Origin of the sequence: Acetomicrobium sp. S15 = DSM 107314 (assembly GCF_016125955.1) — a bacterium.
Lineage (GTDB): Bacteria > Synergistota > Synergistia > Synergistales > Thermosynergistaceae > Thermosynergistes > Thermosynergistes pyruvativorans.
Genome location: NZ_JADEVE010000171.1, coordinates 24,273 through 47,054 on the forward strand (window position 1 = coordinate 24,273; position 22,782 = coordinate 47,054).

Annotated in this window: 21 protein-coding genes; 8 read left to right on the forward strand and 13 right to left on the reverse strand. The window is 54.2% G+C overall.

All coding sequences use genetic code 11. The features are described 5' to 3' along the window. Positions 1-148 precede the first annotated feature (148 nt). A complete protein-coding gene (locus EZM41_RS04060; protein ID WP_232619048.1) occupies positions 149-1,117 on the reverse strand; it encodes an aminopeptidase in 969 nt (322 codons plus the stop codon). 506 nt (positions 1,118-1,623) lie between these two features. On the opposite strand from EZM41_RS04060, the gene EZM41_RS04065 reads away from it, so the two are divergent. Next, complete coding sequence (locus EZM41_RS04065) at positions 1,624-2,031, forward strand: hypothetical protein (RefSeq protein WP_198469772.1); 408 nt, start codon at positions 1,624-1,626, stop codon at positions 2,029-2,031. Between the two features lie 153 nt (positions 2,032-2,184). Here EZM41_RS04065 and EZM41_RS04070 read toward each other — a convergent pair whose 3' ends face one another. Beyond that, positions 2,185-3,966, reverse strand: coding sequence for a hypothetical protein (locus tag EZM41_RS04070; protein WP_198469774.1), 1,782 nt, complete (start codon positions 3,964-3,966; stop codon positions 2,185-2,187). 322 nt (positions 3,967-4,288) lie between these two features. Between EZM41_RS04070 and EZM41_RS04075 the strand changes: the two genes are divergently transcribed. The 5 genes from EZM41_RS04075 to EZM41_RS04095 all read left to right on the forward strand — a co-directional run bounded on the left by EZM41_RS04075 (position 4,289) and on the right by EZM41_RS04095 (position 8,982). After that, a complete protein-coding gene (locus EZM41_RS04075) occupies positions 4,289-5,065 on the forward strand; it encodes a DeoR/GlpR family DNA-binding transcription regulator (RefSeq protein ID WP_232619045.1) in 777 nt (258 codons plus the stop codon). Next, positions 5,062-6,006, forward strand: coding sequence for a 1-phosphofructokinase (gene pfkB, locus EZM41_RS04080; protein WP_198469776.1), 945 nt, complete (start codon positions 5,062-5,064; stop codon positions 6,004-6,006). The genes EZM41_RS04075 and pfkB overlap by 4 nt, the downstream gene beginning before the upstream one ends. Then, positions 6,003-6,470, forward strand: a complete 468-nt coding sequence (locus tag EZM41_RS04085; protein ID WP_198469777.1) for a PTS sugar transporter subunit IIA — start codon at positions 6,003-6,005, stop codon at positions 6,468-6,470. The genes pfkB and EZM41_RS04085 overlap by 4 nt, the downstream gene beginning before the upstream one ends. An 18-nt stretch (positions 6,471-6,488) precedes the next feature. Continuing rightward, positions 6,489-7,880: a PTS fructose transporter subunit IIC gene (locus EZM41_RS04090; RefSeq protein WP_198469779.1), complete on the forward strand. Its 1,392-nt coding sequence runs from the start codon at positions 6,489-6,491 to the stop codon at positions 7,878-7,880. A 127-nt stretch (positions 7,881-8,007) separates the two neighbouring features. Continuing rightward, a complete protein-coding gene (locus EZM41_RS04095) occupies positions 8,008-8,982 on the forward strand; it encodes an asparaginase (RefSeq protein WP_198469781.1) in 975 nt (324 codons plus the stop codon). A gap of 164 nt (positions 8,983-9,146) precedes the next feature. On the opposite strand, the gene EZM41_RS04100 is transcribed toward EZM41_RS04095, so the two are convergent. Continuing rightward, positions 9,147-10,580: an RtcB family protein gene (locus EZM41_RS04100; RefSeq protein WP_232619046.1), complete on the reverse strand. Its 1,434-nt coding sequence runs from the start codon at positions 10,578-10,580 to the stop codon at positions 9,147-9,149. A 195-nt stretch (positions 10,581-10,775) separates the two neighbouring features. Here EZM41_RS04100 and EZM41_RS04105 point away from each other — a divergent pair, with 195 nt between their 5' ends. Further along, positions 10,776-10,994: a trimethylamine--corrinoid methyltransferase gene (locus EZM41_RS04105; RefSeq protein ID WP_198469783.1), complete on the forward strand. Its 219-nt coding sequence runs from the start codon at positions 10,776-10,778 to the stop codon at positions 10,992-10,994. Here EZM41_RS04105 and EZM41_RS04110 read toward each other — a convergent pair. The 9 genes from EZM41_RS04110 to hpf are packed head-to-tail and all read right to left on the reverse strand — an operon-like array spanning position 10,967 to position 19,846. After that, positions 10,967-11,368 carry an archease gene (locus EZM41_RS04110; protein WP_198469785.1) on the reverse strand — a complete coding sequence of 134 codons (402 nt, stop codon included), beginning with the start codon at positions 11,366-11,368 and terminating at the stop codon, positions 10,967-10,969. The two genes, EZM41_RS04105 and EZM41_RS04110, sit on opposite strands and share 28 nt — an antisense overlap. After that, entirely contained in the window at positions 11,365-12,159 is a 795-nt protein-coding gene (gene surE, locus EZM41_RS04115) for a 5'/3'-nucleotidase SurE (RefSeq protein ID WP_198469786.1), read from the reverse strand. Before surE ends, EZM41_RS04110 begins: the two co-directional genes overlap by 4 nt. Before the next feature lie 15 nt (positions 12,160-12,174). Then, on the reverse strand, positions 12,175-12,780 hold the full coding sequence (locus EZM41_RS04120) for a site-2 protease family protein (protein WP_198469815.1): 606 nt from the start codon (positions 12,778-12,780) through the stop codon (positions 12,175-12,177). A gap of 5 nt (positions 12,781-12,785) precedes the next feature. After that, positions 12,786-15,410 (reverse strand): CBS domain-containing protein, encoded by a 2,625-nt coding sequence (locus EZM41_RS04125; protein WP_198469795.1) that lies wholly within the window; start codon positions 15,408-15,410, stop codon positions 12,786-12,788. Then, the gene (gene coaE / locus EZM41_RS04130; RefSeq protein ID WP_198469797.1) at positions 15,379-16,299 is read right to left on the reverse strand and encodes a dephospho-CoA kinase; all 921 of its coding nucleotides are present in this window, start codon (positions 16,297-16,299) and stop codon (positions 15,379-15,381) included. Before coaE ends, EZM41_RS04125 begins: the two co-directional genes overlap by 32 nt. Then, positions 16,259-18,250: an ATP-dependent helicase gene (locus EZM41_RS04135; RefSeq protein WP_198469799.1), complete on the reverse strand. Its 1,992-nt coding sequence runs from the start codon at positions 18,248-18,250 to the stop codon at positions 16,259-16,261. The genes coaE and EZM41_RS04135 overlap by 41 nt, the downstream gene beginning before the upstream one ends. Beyond that, on the reverse strand, positions 18,223-18,885 hold the full coding sequence (gene hypB / locus EZM41_RS04140) for a hydrogenase nickel incorporation protein HypB (protein ID WP_198469801.1): 663 nt from the start codon (positions 18,883-18,885) through the stop codon (positions 18,223-18,225). Before hypB ends, EZM41_RS04135 begins: the two co-directional genes overlap by 28 nt. Beyond that, positions 18,863-19,246 carry a hydrogenase maturation nickel metallochaperone HypA gene (gene hypA / locus EZM41_RS04145; RefSeq protein WP_232619047.1) on the reverse strand — a complete coding sequence of 128 codons (384 nt, stop codon included), beginning with the start codon at positions 19,244-19,246 and terminating at the stop codon, positions 18,863-18,865. The genes hypB and hypA overlap by 23 nt, the downstream gene beginning before the upstream one ends. Before the next feature lie 60 nt (positions 19,247-19,306). Then, the gene (gene hpf / locus EZM41_RS04150; RefSeq protein ID WP_198469803.1) at positions 19,307-19,846 is read right to left on the reverse strand and encodes a ribosome hibernation-promoting factor, HPF/YfiA family; all 540 of its coding nucleotides are present in this window, start codon (positions 19,844-19,846) and stop codon (positions 19,307-19,309) included. 373 nt (positions 19,847-20,219) lie between these two features. Between hpf and EZM41_RS04155 the strand changes: the two genes are divergently transcribed. Continuing rightward, positions 20,220-21,416, forward strand: a complete 1,197-nt coding sequence (locus tag EZM41_RS04155; protein ID WP_198469805.1) for a pyridoxal phosphate-dependent aminotransferase — start codon at positions 20,220-20,222, stop codon at positions 21,414-21,416. 7 nt (positions 21,417-21,423) lie between these two features. Here the strand turns inward: EZM41_RS04155 and arcC are convergent, their stop codons facing one another. Next, positions 21,424-22,368, reverse strand: coding sequence for a carbamate kinase (gene arcC, locus EZM41_RS04160; RefSeq protein ID WP_198469807.1), 945 nt, complete (start codon positions 22,366-22,368; stop codon positions 21,424-21,426). Positions 22,369-22,782: the final 414 nt, after the last annotated feature.

Here is a 22,782-nt window from a genome sequence, read left to right on the forward strand (position 1 = left end):
GCTTTATTAAGAAAACAAAGTAGCTGCACATGGGCTAAAACCGCTTTCTTGCCTAAAAATTACGGTTGATTGCTTGTGTCTGATATCTCATCAGGCAACGAAGAAAACTCCGTTGCCTGATTTCCCTTGTTCTATATATGCCAAGCCTTCAGACGAGGATGTTTTTGCCATCGACGATGAGCTTTCCGTCCACTTCGATCTTGGGATCCCAGAACAATAGATCGTAATGACAAGGGGCCTTTACGTTGCCGCCCAGCGTGATGCTCGTGCCTATGCCGATGTGGGCAGTTCCGAGGACGCCTTCATCTTCGAGCATGACGCCCATGAGCTTGCATTTGGGATTTAACCCCACGCCGAGCTCAGCTATGTTGAAGCTGTTTTTGTCGTTATGGCTTTCGAGATCCCTCCGTAAGACCTCAGCCTGTCTGCCGCCCTCGATCTTCGCGATAAAGCCGTTTTCGACGTCGATGTAGATCGGCTCATCGATGACGCCTATTCCAAGATACGGTACGCTCGCATCGACGACGACCCTGCCGTTTGTTGTGCCCTCCAAAGGAGAGACGTTCGCTTCTACATTCGGGACAGGAGAAAACTCACCAGGTTCAACGATGCAATAGAGGGCGTTACCGCGCCTTCCATGGATATCCATGGTCAAATCAGTCCCTTTGGGAGAAGTGACACGGACCTCGTTGCCAGCGCTGAATGCCGCGGCGATCTTTTGGCAGAGGGGCTTCAATTCGCGAAAATCAGCCTCAAGGCCCCCACTGATCAACATCTCCTCCGTGAATTCTGTGAGGGCGACTATCCTGGCGCCGTTAGCTGCGGCGTTTTTAACGGCATAGGTATGAGTGACCGAATAGCTCACAGGCAAAAGGACTACATCGGCGTTCTTCATCGCTTCAGCCACAGGTTTAGGAGGTTCCTGCCCAGATCTCTCGCGAGGTGTCATGACGATCATGCTGACCTCTGCGCCTCGCTCGACGGCTGCTGCAGCTAAAACGCTGCCCAGCTTTTCCTTATACATATCTGTGAGGATGACGACTTGCTCTCCGGGTTTAAGAGCCACACAAATGTCTAAAATGGTTCTTGCGCCCTTGAACATCAAGGCTTCTTTCATGTCCACTTTGGATCGCCCTCTCTTTTGTGGTTCATTTACAACCGATGCCTTCTTGGTTTCCCCATTATTTTACAGAAGATTTGCTTTGCAAATCGCTCCGCATCCTCAAGAATGGCCCGCCTTTCTCTGTGGTTTTAATTTTCATCGATAGTTTATCGTAAGGTTTGATTTATTTCATGCCCTAAGGTAAGGGTGAACTGTTGATAAATTTGCTTAACTGACTATTATAAACGTTGCGAGATGCAAGGTCTCAGCAGCATGAGGATTAAAATCTAAAAAGACAGGGGCAAGGATATGCCTTACCCGGAAAGGGTTGGTTCGCAGAAGGCAAAGCCTCTCAAGGTGACTTGGCGTGTGGCCGCCATGGAAGCGCTTAAAGCAGATCCTAATGATCCTGCGTCCAGACATACTTCTATAAAAATTTTAGCTCCAAGACCATACGTCTTCTTATATAACGTGTAAGAGTGGTTATTTAGCAAGTAAAATAATAAAAGGGGGTATGGTAGATGAAGAGAAGCCTCAAAGTGCAGTTCATGGTTATGGTATTTATGGCTGTGGCGTTGATGGCCTCGGTGGCGTTCGCTCAGAATGAGTCGCTGGAAACATACATCTCCATAAGTCCTCTTTTTGTAGACGGCAAGCTCGTGGAGGATAACGTGGTCTATGTGAACTCTGTTTACTTAGAAGGGACTGTCGCATCTGATACGGGGATTGTTTCGCTTCGATGGAAAAGTGACCGCGGTGGGGGTGGAAATGTACAGCTATTCATTGGGAAGTTCGGTGAGACCAACTTGAACGGCAAGTGGCGTATTCCCAAAGTGCCATTAGCCATGGGTGCAAATACGATCACCATAGAGGCAAAGAGCGTAAATGGCAAGCTTTTCTCTAAGCAGGTGACTATATATCGTCGTTAAACCTGTAAGCGCGCTTTAAGGTGTATGAAACTCTTAGCTTGTAGTGCTTGTCGAGGTTGCCACGTAATAGACGGGGGTTGCCCATGGTATCTTATGACAAACCAGGGCAACCCCATCTGCATTAGGCAAACTTAGTTCTTTCTTTGGCACATATTAGCGTGTGATCTTATTTCTTAAGACCTGCCCATCAGCAAGTTGAAGGAGGATCTCGAAATTCTCCGGCGAAGTGCCAAATTTCCCGTTATCTGCAAGCCACAGGTGCAGTTCCGTCTCACCAATAACATCCATTCTGAAAGATCCATCCATCTCAGAAAGGATGTTCCCAGAAGCGGTCCTGGTCACCACGATGTTCCAAGCCCCATTGCCTGGGATGGTGTCCCAAGTTCCACTTTCACCGTCGAGGGCCTGAATTGTGATGCTTTCAATCGTGCCTTTTATGCCGCGTAACTCGAGTTTGACATGGGCATCAGGATTCGCGTCTGCCGATGCAAGAAGCGTAGAAATTTCACCCTTCGGGAGGTAGTTCTTGGGGCCTTTGCCTAAGTATTTCGCGCGAATCTTATCTGAAAGCTGCGGAGCCGTGGCTGATTCGGTATCTCTGGTAACCGATCGCTCAAAGATTCGGCCATCGCTCATGACCACAATGACTTTGTATGCTACGTCACCTTCGACGATAGTGCCATTATCAGAAATCCATAGGTTAAGATTTTTTCTGCCCGAGACAGGTATCGAAACAGAGCCGTTGCTTGCATTCAAGACTTTGCCCGAGGCGTCCGTCACCGCAACTAGCCATTTGCCATTTCCAGGAATCGTGTCCCACTCCGTTGCGCCATCGTCGCCCCTGACAATGATGTTAACGATGGTCCCGCGGGCAGAAAGTTCTGTTGCGATCTTCCAGTCAGCCTTTCCATCGCTTTTGAGCAGTTCGTTCCTGGAGGTCAGGTCTCCTTTCCCTGGAACCTGCAATACCGCATCGAGGATGCCTTCCTGCGATATTATACCGGTCGTTTCCTCTCGCACAGCTACTTTGCGTAGAGTCGTCCCGTCGTTAAATTTCACAATGACTTCGTACTGGGTTTCGCCCTTGGTAATGGAACCGTTATCTGCAACCCACAGGTCCAACGTCGTATCGCCTTCGACGGCGAACTTCACGCTTCCATCTGGCCTATTGCGCATTTCGTTGCCCTTAAAGACTGCCACAGCCCAGGTGCCGTTGCCTGGCACGGTGTCCCACGCAGAAGATGTGCCGTCAACGTTGCGGATGACGATTTCCTCTACCACAGAAATAGCGTCGAATCGGATGCGAAAATGGGCATCCTTGACACCATCTGCCTTTATGGTCTCTCCGCGCTGCACTACATCTTTGTCTCCGATGCCATAGAGGACAGCCGAGATCTTCTCCTCTACTTGAGGTACTTGAGGTTCGGCTGGCTTTGCAGTTAAGACTTCTGGCCTGGCGGCAACGGTGGTTCTTGCAGTTGCAGTGCTGCCATCGACAAAGGAAACGGTAATCTCATATTCTCTCTTTTCAGAGAAAGCCGTTCCATCGTCGGCGACGTAGATGTTAAGAGTCACATAACCGAGAAAGGGGCGGGCCGAGAGTGCCCCCGAGAGCGTAGTCAAGGTTTCACCCTGACCATCCTTAACCACCATGGCCCATAAGTCATTACCCGGAATCGTGTCCCACCCTCTGTCGGTGCCAATCGCCTTGAGACTTACCCCCGTAATTGCGCCAAGTCCCTTGATGGATACGACAAAGTGTGCATCGGGTATTTTGTCGGGAGAGAGGTCTTCCTTCATGCCAAGGACATCGGAAGCCATATCCTGGAAGGTGAAACTCTGTATCTCTGCCTTTGCAGCGAAGGCCGGCTGCGCATATGCTATAAGCATCGCAAGCAATGGAAGAAAGAGGATAAACTTTGCCGGTTTCTTCATTTGCAATCCCCCCTTTAATTTAATCTATACTTATGCTTAATTATTATTATACAAGTATTATACCACGATCTGTTGTATGTAATAAACCTCTGCATGCAAACCAAGCACCTTGCCTCTATTGTCGAAAGGACGTATCGCTCTTGATCGTAGTCATAATTCAAGGCTCGTTTCTGTGGTGGTAAAACCAAGGTTGTCGGTTGGTTTTATGCTACCAAAGGGAGTTAATCGCACCGCTCATTTTGCGAGAGCACTTTGCCTGTTGACAAAAATTTGAAAGGATGTTACAATATGCAAAAATGAGCAAAATCGATCATAGGTGATCATGATGTTCGCAGAGGAAAGAAGAGCGGCAATTGCGGAAATCCTGAAAGGAGGCAACTCCGTATATGTCGCCGAACTATGCAAAGAGTTCGGCGTCTCAGAGGCCACGATCAGGCGCGACCTCGCAGTGTTGGAGAGGATGCGGCTTTTGAAGAGAACTCACGGCGGTGCCGTGCCTCCAACGTTTGGATTGGAGTCCTCTTTCGAGGAAAAGCGGGTTCAAAACCTCGATCTAAAAGCCATGATCGGACGTACCGCAGCATCGCTCGTCAACGATGACGAGACGATATTGCTCGATGCCGGCACGACGACCTTGCAGATCGCCTTAAACCTCCGCGGCCGCCGTATAACCGTCGCGACGAACTGCATCGACGTGGCCAACGCGTTCATCGACGATCCCGCCGTGGAGGTGTGGCTTTTGGGCGGGATCCTGCGGAAAAAGCCCAGATCATTGGTGGGGTTTCTGGCCAACGAAGCCCTTAACACCCTCCACTTCGACAAGGTTTTCCTCGCAGCCAACGCAGTGCATGTTAAATTTGGCGCCACGACGCCGAACATGCTCGAAGCAGAGACCAAGCGTCGGATGTTGATGGCCGGCAGGGAAAAGATTCTCGTAGCTGACCACTCGAAATTCGGCCTCGGAGGCATCTGCCGGATATGCGACTTAGAAGAGCTCGATCTCATCATCACCGATATATACGCCGATAAAGACGTCACCTCTGAGATCGAAAGAAAGACCGAGGTTTTATACGCTGGGGAAGGAGGAGTAATTGCATGACCGCCATCGTGACGGTTACGCCCAATCCCGCAATAGACCACACGATCTTCGTGCCTAATTTTTCGCCCGGAAAAGTGAACCGCGCCGAGGGAGAGAGGTTCGATGCCGGAGGCAAGGGTCTAAACGTAGCTTCTTTTCTGAAGGATTTTGCCCTCGAAGACATCTCGGCATCCGGATTCTTGGGGAATGAGAACAAAGAACTATTCGAGAGGTATCTCGAAAAAAGAGAAATTCGCAACGAATTCGTCTCTGTCGACGGCAAGACGAGGACGAACATCAAGATCATCGATGAGAGTAAAGGCGAGATTACCGATATCAACTTCTCCGGATTCAACTGCACCGCAAGGGACTGCAGCGACCTAAAAGAGAGACTCACGCGTTTAGCCAAAACGCACCGATGGTTCGTCCTCTCCGGAAGCCTTCCTCCCGGCGCTCCCGATGAGCTGTTTTACGAAATAACCATACTTTTAAAGTCGCTCAGGCTGCACGTCGCCGTAGACACCAGCGGCGAAGCGCTTAAAAAAGCCGCCAAAGCGAGGCCAGACATCGTGAAGCCCAATCTGGCTGAATTCAGTGCTCTTGCGGGCATATCGAATCCCACCGAGGAGGCGATCATATCTGGCCTCAAAGAGCTTTTGAAATCGGGGGTCCAAACGGTGGCGCTCTCTATGGGTGAAAAGGGGGCAATCTTTGCAAGCAAGGGAAAGTTCATCCGTACTATCCCCCCCGAAGTGAAAGTCTTAAGCACGGTCGGTGCGGGAGATGCTATGGTGGCGGGATTGGTGGCAGGAGAAAACATCGGGTACTCCTTCGAAGAGCGGGCAAGATTGGCCACGGCCTTTTCTGCGGCAGCGTTGACCAAGTTGGGCCCGGGAAGGACTAGTCGAGAAAGGGTGTATCCATTAATGAAAGATATCAAAATTGAGGAGGTAAGGACATGAGGGTGAGCGAACTGCTTTCTGAGGATCGAATACTGCTTGATTTAGACGCATCAACAAAGGAAGAGGTTTGGTCGGCCATGGCGAGCGTGCTTAACGAAGCTGGAGTCGTCACAGATTTAGAAGCTTACCTTAAGGATGTAGAGGCCCGAGAAAAGATGGGAACGACTGGCGTAGGGCACGGGGTCGCAATACCGCACGCGAAGTCTTCGGCTGTCAAGTCGCCGGGGCTCGCCATGGCGCGCACTAAGAAGGGCATAGACGTGAGCTCCCTCGACGGATCTCTGGCAGACATCTTCTTCCTAATCGCCGCCCCCCTCGACGCCGACAAGGTCTACCTTCAAGCGCTTTCCAAATTGGCGCGACTCTTGATGCACGACTCTTTCAGGGATGGGCTCAGATCGGCCGGAGAGCCGAAGGAAATTTTGAGGGTAATAGCTTCCTTAGAAGAAGAGATGGATAAGTAGCGAAGGAGGGCGAGTTGTATGAGCAAAATTGTGGCTGTAACGGCATGCCCTACGGGTATAGCCCACACATACATGGCGGCGGAATCGCTAAAAGTGGGCGCTCAGAAGCTGGGGCACGATATAAAAGTGGAGACCATGGGTTCTTCGGGCGTGGAAAACCAGCTGACGGAAGAGGACATAGCGCAAGCCGACATAGTCATCATAGCAGCCGACACGAATGTCGATACTTCAAGGTTCGCGGGCAAGCCCGTATATACGACATCTACAGGTATAGCCATAAAAGACGGCGCCGTTGTAATCAATGAAGCTCTCAAAAGTGCAACGGTTACGGCGGAAAAGTACGTATCCGAAACGAAAGAGATAAGCGCGAGGAGATCAGCCCAGCGCACAGGGGCTTACAAGCACCTCATGACCGGCGTCTCTCACATAATACCCATAGTCGTCGCGGGCGGTATATGCATAGCTTTGTCCTTTGCCTTCGGGATCCATGCCGCCGAAGAAGAGGGGTCTCTGGCTGCGGCCTTGATGCAGATAGGCGGGGGAGCGGCTTTCGCCCTGATGGTGCCCGTGCTAGCCGGATACATAGCCTATTCCATAGCCGATCGCCCGGGGCTCGCGCCGGGGCTTATAGGCGGCATGCTGGCCAATCAGATAGGAGCCGGTTTTCTCGGCGGCCTCGCGGCTGGGTTCATAGCAGGATACATAGTGCTCTGGTTAAAGAAATCTATAAAACTGCCGAAAAGCCTTGAAGGACTCATGCCGGTCTTGGTCCTGCCGCTCTTTTCGACGCTGATAGTCGGGCTTTTGATGGTATATGTGATCGGCACGCCCGTGAAAAGCGCCATGGACTGGCTGACGGAGGGCCTAAGAAGCATGAGCGGCGCCAATGCGGCTATTTTGGGCCTGCTCCTCGGAGCGATGATGGCGCTGGATATGGGAGGTCCTGTCAACAAGGCGGCCTATACCTTCGCAGTGGGGCTCCTCGCAAGCAATACTTTTGAGCCGATGGCCGCCGTGATGGCCGCAGGCATGACGCCTCCGCTTGGCATCGCCCTCGCCACATTCATGGCTAAGAACAAATTCACGCCGGAAGAGCATGAAGCCGGGAAAGCCGCAGCGGTGCTCGGCATATCATTCATAACGGAAGGGGCAATACCTTTCGCCGCGGCGGACCCCCTGCGGGTTATACCGTCCATCATGGCCGGGTCGGCGGTCACAGGAGCTCTATCCATGTACTTCCGTTGCACGCTCAGGGCCCCGCACGGCGGAATCTTCGTGCTGCCGATCCCAAACGCCGTGGGAAACCTCGGTTTTTACGTCATGGCCATTCTCGCCGGAACGATAATAACGGCGCTGCTCGTAACTATTTTGAAGCCGAGCCTGGCCCAGGCGAAAACACACGTGTCATAGGCCACAGCGGCTGCCTTGCTGTGATTGCTCGAGACCGTATTTTAGGTTACAAAGCGCCCTTAACAGGAATGCCCGCTAAGGGTGAAAAGACGAACTTACAAAAAAGCAGCGCGAAGGAGAGAAAGCGATGATCAAGCGTCGTGTGCATCTTTTGGCCACAGGCGGGACGATCGCCACGGTCTACCGGCCTGATCTTCAAGGTTTAGCAGCGGGTTTGAGCGGGCAAGAGCTCATGGTGGAACCACCTCCCGGGGTTGATGTGACCGTAGAGGACTTTTCACGCGTAAACAGCACTTACGTTACCCCGCGGGATATGCTCGGTCTATCTCGTCGAATCCGGGCGATCCTCACCGCTAAAGAAGCAGATGGCATCGTCGTAACCCACGGCACCTCTACCATGGAAGAGACGGCATTTTTCTTAGACGTCACCGTGCCCAATCCCATACCAGTGGTGCTCACCGGCGCCCAGCGAGCTGCTGCAGAGCCATTCCCCGACGGTCCAGCCAACCTCTCGGCGGCGCTTGAAGCGGCTTCGTCTCCATTGAGCCGCGGGAGAGGAACGCTTTTGGTCTTCGCCGGTGAAATACATGCCGCACGGAGCGTCCGCAAGGAACACACGTCAAATCTCAAGGCCTTCAGCTCCGGCGATGCAGGGCTGCTCGGCCAGGTGGACCCAGGTGGCGTAGTTTACTTCAGAGATATCGAAGAGACGAGAAAATTTTCCGTCGAAGCGATAGAGGAAAACGTGGACCTGGTATCGTTCGCCGCAGGCATGGACGCGCGATACATCGAGACCTCGATCGCGCGCAAAGCGGCGGGTTTGGTGGTCGAGGGCGTAGGCATGGGCAACGTCAACGAAGCATTCTATCGAGGAATTAAAGCTGCACGAGAGCACGGCATGGTCGTGGTTGTGGTCTCGCGCTCTCCCAACGGCCGAGTGTTGCCGCGCTACGGCTACGCCGGCGGCGGCGCTTCCCTGGCCCGCGAAGGCGTCATATTTGGCGGACGCTTAAGCGCCGCTAAAGCGCGGCTCCTTCTCATGATAAGCTTGGGCGCAGGGCTCAAAGAGCCCGAATTGGCAGAGCTCTTCGCACAATACTGACCAGCAAATTTTCGCTCATCCAAAACCTAAACCCACACAGGCTTAAATTCGCCTCATCCGCCTGCCCCGCAAGAGAGTGGGTCTGGAAGCGAGAGCATGTAAGAGAAAGAAGGAAAGTTATGCGAGACTAAGAAACACAAAAAGCAAAGACCCAACCCCGAGGTTCAACCTTTAACTACAGCCAGAGGCCGGAGGCGGGCAACCTTTCGGCTGATGTTGGCGCGCTCTACCACATCGACCACCCTTGAGACGTCTTTGTACGCCTCGGGAGCCTCTTCCTCTACGGTCTTCATGTCCTCAGCCATTACGACCACACCCTGCCTGGCAAGGCTTTTTACCACCGAGGCGCCGTCTGTGGCCTTCCTCGCAGCGTGCCTGCTCATTACGCGCCCTGCCCCGTGGCAGGTCGAAGAAAAGCACTCCTCGGCCGCGAGCTGGGTGCCCACCAGGAGATAGCTCGCCGTGCCCATGCTGCCCGGTATGATGACGGGCTGGCCCACCTCGCGATACACGTGAGGAACCTTGGGATGACCTGCCGGCAAAGCGCGCGTGGCACCTTTTCTGTGGACACAAAGCTTTTGGACCTTTCCATCTACGGCGTGCTCCTCGATGTGGGCCATGTTGTGGCTCACGTCGTAAAGTAGCCTGAGCTCACATCCCGGGAAAAACCTCTCAAAGGCGTTCCTCACGAAATGAGCTATGACCTGCCTGTTAGCCATGGCGAAATTGGCCGCAGCCTGCATGGCGCCGACGTACGCCTGCGCCTCTTGAGAGGTGAGCGGAGCACAGCACAATTGCCTGTCGGGCACCGAGACGCCATACTTCCTCATCGCCCTGTTCATCACCTCTATATAATCGGTGCACACCTGATGCCCTAAGCCACGGCTTCCGCAGTGGATCATGATGGCCACCTGATTCGCCCTCATGCCGAAAACGGCTGCCACTCGAGGGTCGTAGATTTCGTCCACGCATTGGATCTCGAGGAAGTGGTTGCCCGAACCCAGCGTGCCGAGCTGGCGAAACCCCCTCTCCAGCGCCTTGTTTGAAACGGCATCGGACCTCGCAGAAGCGAACCCTCCGCCCTCCTCTATGTGCCCCAAGTCAGCCTCCACGCCGTAACCGCGCTTTACAGTCCATCGAGCGCCTTGGGCCAGCACGTCCTTCAGGTCTTTTTCCTTAAGGTGTAGTGCGCCGGAAGAACCCACGCCGGAAGGAACAGCTTTGAACAAGGCGGCCGCCAAGAGCTCAAGCTTCGAGGCGATCTCCTCTGCATCGATATCCGCAAGCATAAGGCGGACGCCGCAGGATATGTCGTAACCCACTCCTCCTGGAGAGACGACCCCTTCGTCCATGGAGAAGGCGGCGACTCCCCCTATGGGAAAGCCGTATCCCCAATGTATGTCCGGCATGGCGTAACTATATCGCTGAATGCCAGGTAGGCAAGCGACATTGGCCACTTGAGCTAACACATTTTCCTCCTCTAAGTGCTTCAAAATGTAGTCATCACCGTATACGAGGCCGGGGACGTTCATCCCTTCGCGGCTTCCTTTGGGCAATATCCACCTCATCTCTCCGAATGGGCGCAACTCGATACCCATTTCCTCCACCTCCATCCGAACGATACTCGATCGTGTATTCTATTATGTGCGAGGTGATGCTCGATGTCACGCAAAGTTCGCGTCATTTCAAACTATTGGACCGACTACGTACGCTCCCACGGCGGCGACTTCCGCCTGGAGATGGCGACCGTCATAGCCGGGTGATGAAATGCCTACAGGGGCCCGGTGGGCCTCTTGGGAAAACCCGAATCGCAGGAAAGTTACGAAGCTTGTCCTGTAGAGGGGAGTGACGATCTGACCTGCTGGGTTCACGAGGAGGTCATAGATTACATCGAAAGCCATCCGCTGCCCAGGGGAGGCTTTTATCTCTTCTATAACGATATGGCTGGGCGCGTGCGATTTGAGATATCCCCTATGAGTGAGGCTCACACATCGAGAAATACTCTAAAGTAAGGACGCGGAAGGCAGGTGAAGTGCGCTCCGCCGAAGGTCGCAGCTTTTACATCCCTCTTGCGCTTCGGGGGAGGAATCAGCTTTCCTTGAGACTCCAGCCTCCATGTCCCTTCGTCGACGCTCACGACGGAAGGAAGAAAGGTCTTCCCTTTGGCATCATAGATGTAAATAAGCTCGTTCAGCCACACTATGGCCAGATCAAGCCCATCGGTTCCCTCAAGCGACAATGCGCAATCCTCGCCGTCGCCCGAGGGCTTATCGCTAAACATGACGCTATATAAAGCAAGCGCCGCTTCTTTGAAGAGCTCGTCCAGGTTTTCGGCTTCAACCTCGATCCCTACGTCGGCCGTATGGGGAATTTCTCTAAAGCTCACTGCGCCTCTTCTCCCAAGGCATTCTCTATTCCGCTGGCTTCGAACCTTTCGAGAGATGGGTAGTGCGTCATGTCCATATGAAGCGGCGTCACAGAGACGTAGCCATGAGATACAGCCCAGACATCCGTCCCCTCTACGAGGTCGTCCTCTGGCTTTCCTGCTATCCAATAATACGTGCGGCCGTTGGGATCGCGCAGTTTGTTCACCTTGCCGGCGTAGACCCGTTGCCCCTTGCGCGTGGCCTTTATCCCTTTTAACTGGGCGAAGGGGAGATTGGGCACGTTCACGTTCAGCAGCACACCTTCGGAGACAGGGTTGACCTTCATCCATGCGAGCATCCTCACGACGACGAGGGCGGCGGTCTCGTATCTCTTTTCCTCATCGTCGATGTGGCAATCGAGGGAAACAGCGACAGATGTCTTTTTCATAAGGATACCTTCCATGGCGGCCGACACGGTCCCAGAATAGGTCACGTCATCACCTAAATTTGGGCCGCCGTTGATGCCGGAAAGTATGAGCTCCGCATCGGGAGATATCTCCTCCAACCCCAAGACGACGCAGTCCGAAGGCGTTCCATCGCAGGCATAGACCTCAAGCCCTGGGGGATAAGGCCCGCTCTCGACGCGAATGAGCCGCAAGGGGCGCGTCAGCGTTACGGCATGGCCGATGCTGCTCCTCTCTCTGTCGGGCGCCACCACAACTACGCGATGACCCACCTCTGCGAGCTTCCTGGCGAGTATTGCGATGCCGGTGGCGAAGACGCCGTCATCATTTGTGAGTAAAAGGCGCATGAACTCTCACTTCCTCTATAGGATCAACATCATTATAGCCGAAATTACAGGGCCGATTATGGACTGAACTACACCCATAAAGATGAGGAGCATCAGTATGACGAAACCGTAGCGCTCGAGCCAGAAGTAGTACCGAAGAGCCCGCGGAGGAAGCAACACCATGAGAATCCTCGAACCATCGAGCGGGGGCACGGGCAATAGGTTAAAGACGGCCAATCCGAGGTTCATAAGCATCATAATCACTATGAAGCGCGCCAAAGCGAGGTTCGCCCAAAACAACGTCGGAAATAAGCGCACAGCTAAGCCGCAGACGACAGCCGTCAAAATGTTCCCTGCGGCACCTGCGAGAGAGACCAGGATTATATCCCTCCCCGGGCGCTTGAAGTGTCGAGGGTCTATAGGCACAGGCTTAGCCCAACCGAAGCGAAAGAGGAGAAGCATCAAGGTCCCGAATATATCGAGGTGAGCTAAGGGGTTCAGCGTCAGTCGGCCGCTGGCCTCGGGCGTGGGATCCCCCAACCTATACGCCACATAGCCATGGCAATATTCATGAAAAGTGATGGCCCACAACACGGCCGGTATGCTCAAAACGAGGTCAGCCCAATTGGGCATACCATACATCATCATCACGTCCTTTCTTTTAACGGGAAGGAGCGCCGTACCCACTCGATCTCTTCTTCACGCGTTTCCACAATCCCATTGAGGCGGGCCGTTAGCAACTCCTTTAAGATTTCGCCCACGATGGGACCTTCTCCGTAACCCATCTCCAAAATGTCCCTCCCGGTCAACATGGGCCGGATCTTACGAAGGCGGGTAAAAAAGAGCAAGATGCGCCTTCTGACCCTGGGGCGATCCGTGGCTGCGGCCCAAAAGAAAGCGGCAGACACCGGCACGCCCTTGAGGAAATTATAGATATGCGCGGGCTCTTTGAAACCCCTGCCGCCTAACTCTTGTTCAGCCGTGCCCAAATCATCTAAGGCGCGCCTAACCGCTGTCCTCTCGCTCGGCGCCAAGTGCAACTTATCCAGCGCTCGCCACTGCACCTCGTCGGACGACGAAATGAGGAGGGACGAAAGGTAAGCGAGCCATAGAGATTCCTTCTCCTCCTCCGACAGCTCGCTCCCCAGCCGCTTTGCGAGAAAGGCGAGGCGCCGTATATTTCTATCCGTGCTCTTGTCTATCTTGATCCCCTGAAAGAGCACCTCCCAGGCGCCGAGGTCAGCGAGTTCTTTATATACCGGGTAGGGATTTTCCTCGCGGAAGATGATCTCAAGCTCTCCGCGCACCCTCGTACCGGAGAGGAGCGCCAAAAGTCCTCCTTTTATGCAGTTCTTTGCAAGCCGCAACGTATTTTCTTCCATAGAGAAGCCTAAGCGCCATTTTAACCTTATGCCTCTAAGGACGCGGCTCGGATCCTCCACAAAACTCACATTGTGTAACACTTTGAGCAATTTCTTCTGCAGGTCGCGACGGCCGCCGAAGTAATCTATGAGTGTGCCCCACATCGACGGGTTTATGCATATGGCCATAGCATTGACCGTGAAATCTCTACGATAGAGATCGTGCTTCAGCGAATCGCTCAATACCGTAGGCTGAGCCACCGGATATTCGTAGAACTCCCGGCGTGCCGTGGCTACGTCGACCTTTCGCCCGCCCGGGAATGTTATAGTCCCGGTTCTGAAGCGCTGATGAATGGCCACGTCACAGCCGTCCCTCCTCCAGGACTCGGCGTAGGAGACGGCATCCCCCTCTATCACCACATCCAGATCGAGATTCTGGCGGTCTAAGAGCAGGTCCCTGACAAAGCCCCCCACGATATAAGCCTGCATGCCCATATCCTCGGCTCGCTCTCCGAGCCTTCGCAATAGTTGTTGCACCCACGCCGGAAGCCTCTGGGCCATGAGCTCTGAGACCCCCTCCGTCCAAGGAAGCGAAAGCCCCATCTGGCGTTCTTCTGGAGGTATCGACGACGGGTAAAGGGCGCGTAATAAGTCGGTGCGCGTCAAAATTCCCACGAGCTTGCCGTCGTCCACCACCGGTAAGCGCCCTATGTTGTGAACGACCATGAGCTGATGGGCTTCGTGTATGGAGGCTTTGGAGGAGATCGAGATCACCCCTTCGCTCATAAACTCGCTCACCGGGGCCGATCCAAGGCCGTGCATGTGAGCCTTGTCCAGATCTTTTCTCGTTATAATACCGACGAGTTTTCCACCCTCCACCAGGGGAAGGGCGGCATGGCCATAGCGCATCATGAGCCGATAGGCCTCATCTATAGAAAGTTTCGGCGATACGGCCATCACGGGACTGGTCATGGCGTCGCGCACGCGAACTTGGGGTGTTATGGCGTTCCTAAGCTTTTTCTCGAGGTCGGCCAACAGCTCTTCCGGATCTTGACGAGGAAGGGCGACAGCAGCGGCTTGAGGATGCCCTCCTCCGCCCAACGGCGCCAAAAACGACGCGGCGTTCAAGACGCTTTCTCTACTTCGAACTATTACGTAGGTGCGCTTCTCCATAGTGACGATAGCCAGCGCTACGTCTGCCCCAAAATAATCGCGCAGGCGATGGACGAAGAGCGAAAGCCCATCCATGTAGCCATCAGCTGAAAGGAGGGAGATCACTACCTTGGCGCCGCCTATAAAATGTTCCCTGGCGTTTCCTATGAGCTTGTCCAGAAAGGCCCTCTCCTCGGGGCTCAGGTCCAACTCTACATAGGTTGGGATCTGAGTCATATCGGCGCCCAGCTCCCACAGGGCAGCGATGGCCGCAAAATCTCGCTTGCATGTAGCCCCAAAGGTGAGCGCGCCCGTGTCTTCGTATATTCCCATAGCAAATAGCGTCGCCTCCTGAGGCGATATCGGCACGTGCGCTTCCAAGAGCTTTTCCACCAGGATCGTCGTGGTGGCTCCCACCGGCTCTATCACGGCAAGGCTCGCGTTCATCTCAACTTGATCGGGCGGGTGATGATCATAAATGTGGACGGCGACGCCTGGAGCTCCTACGAGCGACGCGAAGGGGCCTATGCGAGAAGGGGAAGACGCATCTACGACCACGAGCAACGTGACAGAAGAGGCGTCCACCTTGCTCGGCGTCAAAACGTTCCAACGACCGCCGAATTTCCTCAAAAACTCCCGCACATTTCTGGCAGCTGAACCCGAGAAGGCGAGCTGAGAGCCACCATAAATTTTTGATGCGGCAACCATGCTGGCAAGGGAGTCGAAGTCAGCTCCGATGTGCGTGGTTATCAGGTTCACCTGATAGCTCCTCCCATAACCAGAGCAAAGCATCCCTGTTAGCCTTGACTACGGATGCCATATTTATGACGGGCACCTCGTAGCTGTGCTCTTTGGATATAATCCCTACCAAATCCGGATAAAGTGGAAGGACGGTCTTAAACGAAACCTCCCACTCATGGTCCTCCTCTACGTTGCCCTTCCACCAGTAGAGGCTCTCTATGGGATAAACGTGCACGCAGGCAGCCTTTCGCCTATCGATAACCGCTTTGGATAGACGTCTGGCCTCCTCTTCGCTGCCGCAACTCACGGTCACCTCTATCGGCTCGGAGAAAAAAGAGAACATCTCGGCGAGCTCGGCCGCTTTGGCTCGCAACTCCTCCGGCGTCCCGTCGTTTTCTATCACCCAATGGGAGGAGCGGATCTTCTCCTCGCGAGGCAAAAGATAAGCCTCACGGCCTCTCAACTCCTCCTCGCCCCATCCCCTCGCGGAGGAGAGGCGCGCCAGGCGCTCATCAGGGGGAGCGGTGACATAGACGACAAAATCGACCCACCACGGCACACCCACCTCAAAAAGGAGCGGGATCTCGGCCACGACCCATCTATTGGAAGCGAATACGGCCCTTTCCATGCGCCTCATCACCTTGGGATGGATGAGATCGCAAAGCCATCTGTATTCACGCACATCCGAGAAGGCCAAACGCGCGATGACCTGAGGGCGCACTGAGCCATCGGAATCGAGGATGACGCTTCCCCACCTGGTGACGGCCGCTTCTATAATCTCTGGCTCCCGCCATAGCTCGCGCACGATCTTATCGGCATCGACTATGTGAGCCCCTTCCTTCTCCCAGAGGAGCGCCACGCTGCTTTTACCACCCCCAACGTCTCCGGTGAGGCCTATAACCAACATAGCCCTCCTCCTCCCTGCGGTCGTCCAAGACCTTATATTCATCCGGGATTTCATCGAGGAAGCGAGACGGTTCGCGATGCCCTCTCATGCCGAAGAGCAGGCGGCTGTTAGCACAGCTGAGATACAACATCTCCTTAGCCCTGGTCATGCCTACGTAACAGAGGCGCCTCTCTTCTTCGACATCGCTCGCCTCTTCGATTGACCTCTCGTGGGGACAGAGCCCTTCTTCGAGCCCTACCAGGAAGACGACGGGGAACTCAAGCCCCTTCGCGGCATGCAGGGTCAAAAGGTTGACCCTATCCTCGCCCTCGTCTGGGAGATCCATGTCAGTGAAGAGCGCAACCTCGGCCAGCATCTCCGCCAATCCCCCCGAGCTGCCGGCTACGGAGAGGAGCTCCCTCACGTTTTCGAGCCGCTCCTCCCAGTCCTTGGGATCGTGTCCTCTCAAATACTCGGCATACCCCACCGAGTCGAGCACGTAATCGATGACTGCGCCCACGTTGTTCGAGCGCTCCAAAATCTCTCTCATGTGAAGAGCCAAGGTTTTAGCGCCGCTTTCGGCTTTTCCCTTTAGGTCGGCGCCGCTTTCGGCGAGTTCCTCCCAAAGCGACCTTGGTTCAAGGTCCCGATGCAAGCTCAACCAATCGGCCAAAACCTCAAGCCCTTTGCTGCCGAGGCCTCGAACCGGCACATTACCTATGCGGTAAAGGGAGGCTTCGTCAAATGGATTCAGAGCCAAGCGCATATAGGCCAAAATATCTTTGACCTCCCTGCGCTCGTAGAACGAGACGCCCCTCACAATCCTGTAGGGGATACCCCGCTCCAAAAAGGCCTTTTCGTAGGTGCGGCTAAGCGCGTTAACCCGGTACAAGACGGCCATCTCCCTGTAAGGATAGCCGCGCTGCCTGAGTTTTTTTATCTCGTTGGCCACGAAAGACGCCTCTTCTTCATCGTCTCCGGCGAAGAGGATGCGGACGCTTTCGCCACCGCTCCTCGTAGTCCACAGGTCTTTGGGCTTCCTGTTGCGGTTATGGCGGATGACGGCGTTCGCCGCGCCGAGTATCATCTCGGTCGAGCGATAGTTCTGACTCAATATCACCACTTTGGCCTTGGGAAAGTCATGCTCGAAGTTCAAGATCATGGACACGTCGGCACCTCGCCATTGATAGATCGACTGGTCGGGATCGCCGACTACCGCGATCTTTCCGGAAGGACCGACCAACCTTTTCAACAGCAGATATTGAGGGCGGTTCACGTCTTGGTATTCATCCACTAAACAGTAGCGGATCCTGGCTCGCTCCGATTCCAAAGCCTCCTCATCCGTGGACAGGATGTGCAAAGGGATGAGTAGAAGGTCGTCGAAATCGACGGCATCCTGCTCGCGAAGTCTCTTTTGATAGATCTCATACAACAGAAGATTCTGCCCCTCCAAGTCCGCTGGGCGCATGGTCTTTGGGTCGGAATTGACTTTGCCGTGGGATATCAACTCCAAAACCCGCCCGGCCTCGAAGCGCTCCGGGTCAAGATTCTGCTCGTTCACGATGCGCTTGACCAGGTTTTTGCAATCAGCCCTGTCGAAGACGACAAAAGATGACGAGAGGCCGAGCCTGGATAACCTCTTGGCATTTCGATACAGGAAATGCAGGCCGTAGGAATGAAACGTGCACACCTGCATCCCCTTCAAGTCTTGACCCAAGAGGCGAGATATCCGCAAATTCATTTCTTTGGCAGCCTTATTTGTGAAGGTAACGGCGAGAATTTGGTGCGGCAACACTTTTTTAGCGGCAACTAGATAGGCGACCTTGTGCGCCAAGACCCTCGTCTTGCCACTTCCTGCCCCCGCGAGCACGAGGAGGGGACCCTCCGTATAGGTTACGGCCTCCCTCTGCTGCGGGTTCAACCCCTCGAGCAGCCTCTCCGGCGTCAACTGCCCCTCTCCCTCTTGGCGCATAGCCACCCCCCCACAAGGTCGATCCACTTCGAAATCCCCTCTCCCTTGATGGCCGATACCTCGAGGCGCGCAGCCTTGGGATTCAGCTTGTCCACGTCACCCCAAAATGTCACCTCATCGAATGGGACGTAGGGCTTCAGATCGACCTTGGTCAGCACGACGGCGCTGGCTTGATGAAACAGGTTCGGGTATTTGAGCGGCTTGTCCCCTCCTTCGGCGACGCTGCAAATGGCGACCTTGTGATCCTCGCCCAAGTAAAACTCCGCCGGACATACCAAGTTGCCCACGTTCTCGATGAATATCACATCCACATCTTCGGGAAGCCTCTCGAGTGCTCTCTCAATGAGGTTAGCTTCCAAATGACACCCCCCGTGTGTATTGATCTGCACTACGGGGACACCTGTGGCTTTTATGCGGTCCAGGTCGCGGGTGGTCTCCACATCGCCCTCTATCACCGCGGAGCGAAAAGGTGGGTCAATGAGCGAACGCTCGAGTAGCGTCGTCTTGCCAGAGCCAGGGGAACCGATCAGATTGAGCATTAAAACCCCGCGCCTGTCCAACATATTTCGCAGACGACGAGCTATCTCTTCGTCAGCCTCCATCACGGATTTTCTAATTTCGACCAATCTCGGCACCGTCCAGTTCCACCTCCACCGACTCCAATAGGAGCTCCATTCCCTGAATCAGCTCTACATCCGCAGAGCCGCAAAAGGGGCACAACCCCAAACTCTCCGAATCGCTCCACTCTTCGCCGCAACGAGTACACCGGCTGGCCAGAGGGACCTCCTCAATTTCGAGCGACGCCCCTTCGACAGGGGTCCCTTTCGAAGCCGCCTCAAAGCAAAAGACCATGACCTCGGGCACGACCTGCCGCAGCTTCCCCACCTTGAGCGTTACGCGGCTGACCTTACTCCACCCTTGACGGCGCTGCATCTCGAGCAGCGTGTCCATCAGGGCCTCTACAAGCGACATCTCGTGCATCTTCCATCCCACCATTAAGGGGGCCTTTTGGCCCCCTCTCTTCAGCGTTTAGTCAAACTCAAGTGATTCATACCGTCATTGGGGCTCGATGAGGCCATAACCCCCCTCTTTCCTTCTGTAGATTACGTTGACGTTCCCCGAATCCGCATCCTCGAAGAGAAAGAAATCGTGCCCTAACAGCTCCATCTGCATTGCAGCCTCTTGAGGGGTCATAGGCTGAAGGGAGATCCTCTTGACGCGCACGATCCCTTCTGGCTTTTCTTCCTCGCTCGCCGTCACCGGTTTGAGATCCTTGAGCGCGCCGACGACATCGTGAGTTTTAAAGTGCGCTCTATCCTTGATGTATGATTTGTGTTTCTTGATGCGGCGTTCTATTATCTTTATTGCGCCTTCAAAAGCAGTCCTGAGATCGGGGGCATATTCCTCACCGCGCAAGATTGCGCCGTTGGCGTCGAGGGTTATCTCAACTACGTGCATGCCGCGAGTATATGTGACTCTCACCTGAGCGTCGAGGATCCGATCGTAGAACTTTTCAAGCTTGAGCAGCTTCTCTCTCATCTGTTTCTCTATAGCTTCTGGCACTTCTACGTTGCGCGCTACGAATCTGATATCCACGCCTCATCCCCCCATTCCGTCATAATTCGATTTAACAATTTTAGCCCATAAGGCCAGATCTTTCAATGCGACCACAATAAGAGCATAATTCAGCGCTACTGCATTGGAAGCAATACGGGAACTTGTCAAGCTTTATCCGTAATTTCAGCAGTCTCGTCGTTAGTCTTTGGCCTCCCTTATGCCACATACGAGGGAATACCGATGGCTTCGCGTTATACCTTACCTGCTTACTTATCCAGGTAAGCCAAGCCTCTCTCGATCAGTTCGGCCGCCCAAGTTCCATAGTCTAATTTTTTGACCTGCCCTCACGATATGATAAGCTATAATAGATTTATCTATTAAAAAATCTTAGCCCCAAGAGGTGAGTTCAGAGATGAAATTTAACTTTTCTGCGAGGGCCAAGCGCATGCAGCCCTCAGCGACGCTCGAAGTCTCGGCAAAGGCGAAAGCGCTCGCGCGAGAGGGCAAGCCGATCATCTCATTTGGATCCGGAGAGCCCGACTTCGCCTCTCCCCCTTCGGCCATGACGAGCGCCAAAGAGGCCATAGACAGGGGAGAAACCCACTACACTCCGGCCACTGGCATTCCGGAGCTGAAGGAAGCCGTGGCCGATTACTACGCCAGGCGTTTCGGCCTCAACTACTCGCCCCAACAGGTGCTCATCGGCGCAGGGGCGAAGCCCCTCATCTACGAAGCTCTGGGCTGCCTCGTGGATCCCGGCGACGAGGTCTTGGTATTTGCCCCGGCATGGGTCAGCTACGTGGAGCAGATAAGGCTGTGCGACGGAAAGGAAGTGGTGGTGGACACAAGCCACTCCGGCTTTCTTCCCGACCCCAAAGAGATCCGCGCCGCAATAAGCGACCGCACTGTAGGGATGATGATAAACACTCCCAATAACCCGACAGGAGCCGTTTACAGCGTAGATCTGCTTAAGGAAATCGCAAAGATAGCAACGGACAGGGGGCTCTGGATCATATACGACGAAATCTACGAGCGGCTGACGTATGACGGAACCGGCCACTCCAACATAGCGCAGGTCGCTCCCGAAACGCTGGACAGGACGATAATAATAAACGGCGTCAGCAAGGCTTATGCGATGACCGGGTGGCGCATAGGATATGCCCTTGGGCCCAAAGACGTCATCGCTAAGATGGGGGAGTTCCAGGGGCACCTCACCTCCAATCCCACGTCTATCGCCCAATGGGCAGCGCTCGGCGCCATTAAAGGCGCCGAAGAGGACGTGAAAAAGATGGTTTCAGCCTTCGCCTCGCGGCGGAAGAGGATGCTCGAGATGCTAAACTCCATGCCGCACATAAAGGTGACCGAGCCGAAAGGGGCCTTCTACGTATTTGTGGATATAAAAGAATGCCTCGGCAAGCGGAAAGACGGCAAAGAGATGTCGGACGACGTCGCCTTCTGTCAGGTTCTGTTGGGAGACGAATACCTCGCACTGGTCCCCGGGAGCGCATTTTTGGCCCCAGGTTACGTCCGTCTATCCTATGCGAACTCGATGGAGGAAATCGAAGAGGGAATGAAGCGGCTCAATCGCTTCCTCAATTCTATTCGCTAAAGTCACCTCACGGTAAAACTTGGGTGCCAGCCTGGCCGTAAAGCGCCTCAAGGGCATTGTCCAGGCTGGCTATTATCGCGCGCTCGCCACCGTCTTTCACGAAGCGCAGCGCAGCCTCGACCTTCGGGCCCATGCTCCCGGCCCTGAAGTGCCCTTCGATCTTATACCGCTCGAGCTCATCGACGGTTACGGAGCCCAACCACTTCTCCTGCGGGGTACGAAAATTGATCGCCACCTTCGGCACGTCGGTCAGGATCAGGAGGATATGGGCGCAGACCTCTTGGGCCAGTTTCTCTCCAGCCAGGTCTTTATCGATTACAGCCTCGACTCCTCTATATTCTCCGCTCTCCAACTTCACCACGGGAATACCTCCGCCTCCAGAGGCTATGACTATAAAGCCTGCGTCTGCCAGGTTTCGTATGGCCACCGATTCCACTATACGAACCGGATCGGGTGATGGCACCACGCGTCTCCACCCTCTGCCCGAATCCTCTATCCACTTTTCGCCGCTCTCCGCCATGCGCCGGCGGGCCTCCCCCTCCGTATAAAACGGCCCTATGGGCTTTGTGGGGTTCAAAAAGGCCGGATCGTTCGGATCGACCTCGACCTGGGTCACCACGCAGACAGGTAGGCGGTCCCCTAAACCTGCATGGGTCAAGGAGTTTATCAGGCTCTGACACAGGAAGTATCCTATCATCCCTTGACTCTGGGCGCCGCAGACATCCAGAGGCATGGCGGGCACTTGAGAGCTCCCTAATTCATTCTGGATGACTATCGCCCCCACCTGCGGGCCATTGCCATGGGTGACCACGACGTCGTATCCGGCCTCGATCATGGAAGCCACTTGTACGGCAGTGTGGCGTACGTTCGACAGCTGCTCTTCGGCCGTACCCCGTTGACCTTTTTGCAAAATGGCATTGCCTCCCAAAGCCACCAACACTCGTTTTCTCATAGCCTCTCTCCCAAATACGCTGATTTGATGCGAGAATTATCCAACAAAGGGGCAACCATGTCCACAGCCCCAGCACATAAATGTGAACAAATAACATAAATATGTTTAGCCTTCACGGAATCATTCGCCAAAACACCCCTGATTTTAGCAAGATAATGAATGACAATTCAATATCTCATATAAAATCTCCTGACCTTGACACCTATCCTGGTTTAAATCAGCATGAAAACTGGGATCGTCATTTTAAAAGCGGATATTTTGCCACTACACTACTGCCATCAATCTATAGGGATAGCCCTTCCAAAGGAATGGTATTTTGAGCAGCATGTTGAACCGCACCGGGATAGACGGAGAGTAAAAAACTTGAGAGAATGAAGATGCGAAAGTACAATTCAGATACTTGCCAGACGTAAA

Coding starts and splice junctions, on each gene's coding strand:
- hypA (WP_232619047.1), bottom strand. CDS start 19,246: ATGGTGGGATGGAAGATGCACGAGATGTCGCTTGTAGAGGCCCTGATG.
- EZM41_RS04085 (WP_198469777.1), top strand. CDS start 6,003: ATGAGGGTGAGCGAACTGCTTTCTGAGGATCGAATACTGCTTGATTTA.
- arcC (WP_198469807.1), bottom strand. CDS start 22,368: ATGAGAAAACGAGTGTTGGTGGCTTTGGGAGGCAATGCCATTTTGCAA.
- EZM41_RS04065 (WP_198469772.1), top strand. CDS start 1,624: ATGAAGAGAAGCCTCAAAGTGCAGTTCATGGTTATGGTATTTATGGCT.
- EZM41_RS04070 (WP_198469774.1), bottom strand. CDS start 3,966: ATGAAGAAACCGGCAAAGTTTATCCTCTTTCTTCCATTGCTTGCGATG.
- EZM41_RS04075 (WP_232619045.1), top strand. CDS start 4,289: ATGATGTTCGCAGAGGAAAGAAGAGCGGCAATTGCGGAAATCCTGAAA.
- surE (WP_198469786.1), bottom strand. CDS start 12,159: ATGCGCCTTTTACTCACAAATGATGACGGCGTCTTCGCCACCGGCATC.
- EZM41_RS04090 (WP_198469779.1), top strand. CDS start 6,489: ATGAGCAAAATTGTGGCTGTAACGGCATGCCCTACGGGTATAGCCCAC.
- EZM41_RS04155 (WP_198469805.1), top strand. CDS start 20,220: ATGAAATTTAACTTTTCTGCGAGGGCCAAGCGCATGCAGCCCTCAGCG.
- EZM41_RS04100 (WP_232619046.1), bottom strand. CDS start 10,580: ATGGGTATCGAGTTGCGCCCATTCGGAGAGATGAGGTGGATATTGCCC.
- pfkB (WP_198469776.1), top strand. CDS start 5,062: ATGACCGCCATCGTGACGGTTACGCCCAATCCCGCAATAGACCACACG.
- EZM41_RS04135 (WP_198469799.1), bottom strand. CDS start 18,250: ATGCGCCAAGAGGGAGAGGGGCAGTTGACGCCGGAGAGGCTGCTCGAG.
- coaE (WP_198469797.1), bottom strand. CDS start 16,299: ATGTTGGTTATAGGCCTCACCGGAGACGTTGGGGGTGGTAAAAGCAGC.
- EZM41_RS04060 (WP_232619048.1), bottom strand. CDS start 1,117: ATGAAAGAAGCCTTGATGTTCAAGGGCGCAAGAACCATTTTAGACATT.
- EZM41_RS04120 (WP_198469815.1), bottom strand. CDS start 12,780: ATGTATGGTATGCCCAATTGGGCTGACCTCGTTTTGAGCATACCGGCC.
- EZM41_RS04095 (WP_198469781.1), top strand. CDS start 8,008: ATGATCAAGCGTCGTGTGCATCTTTTGGCCACAGGCGGGACGATCGCC.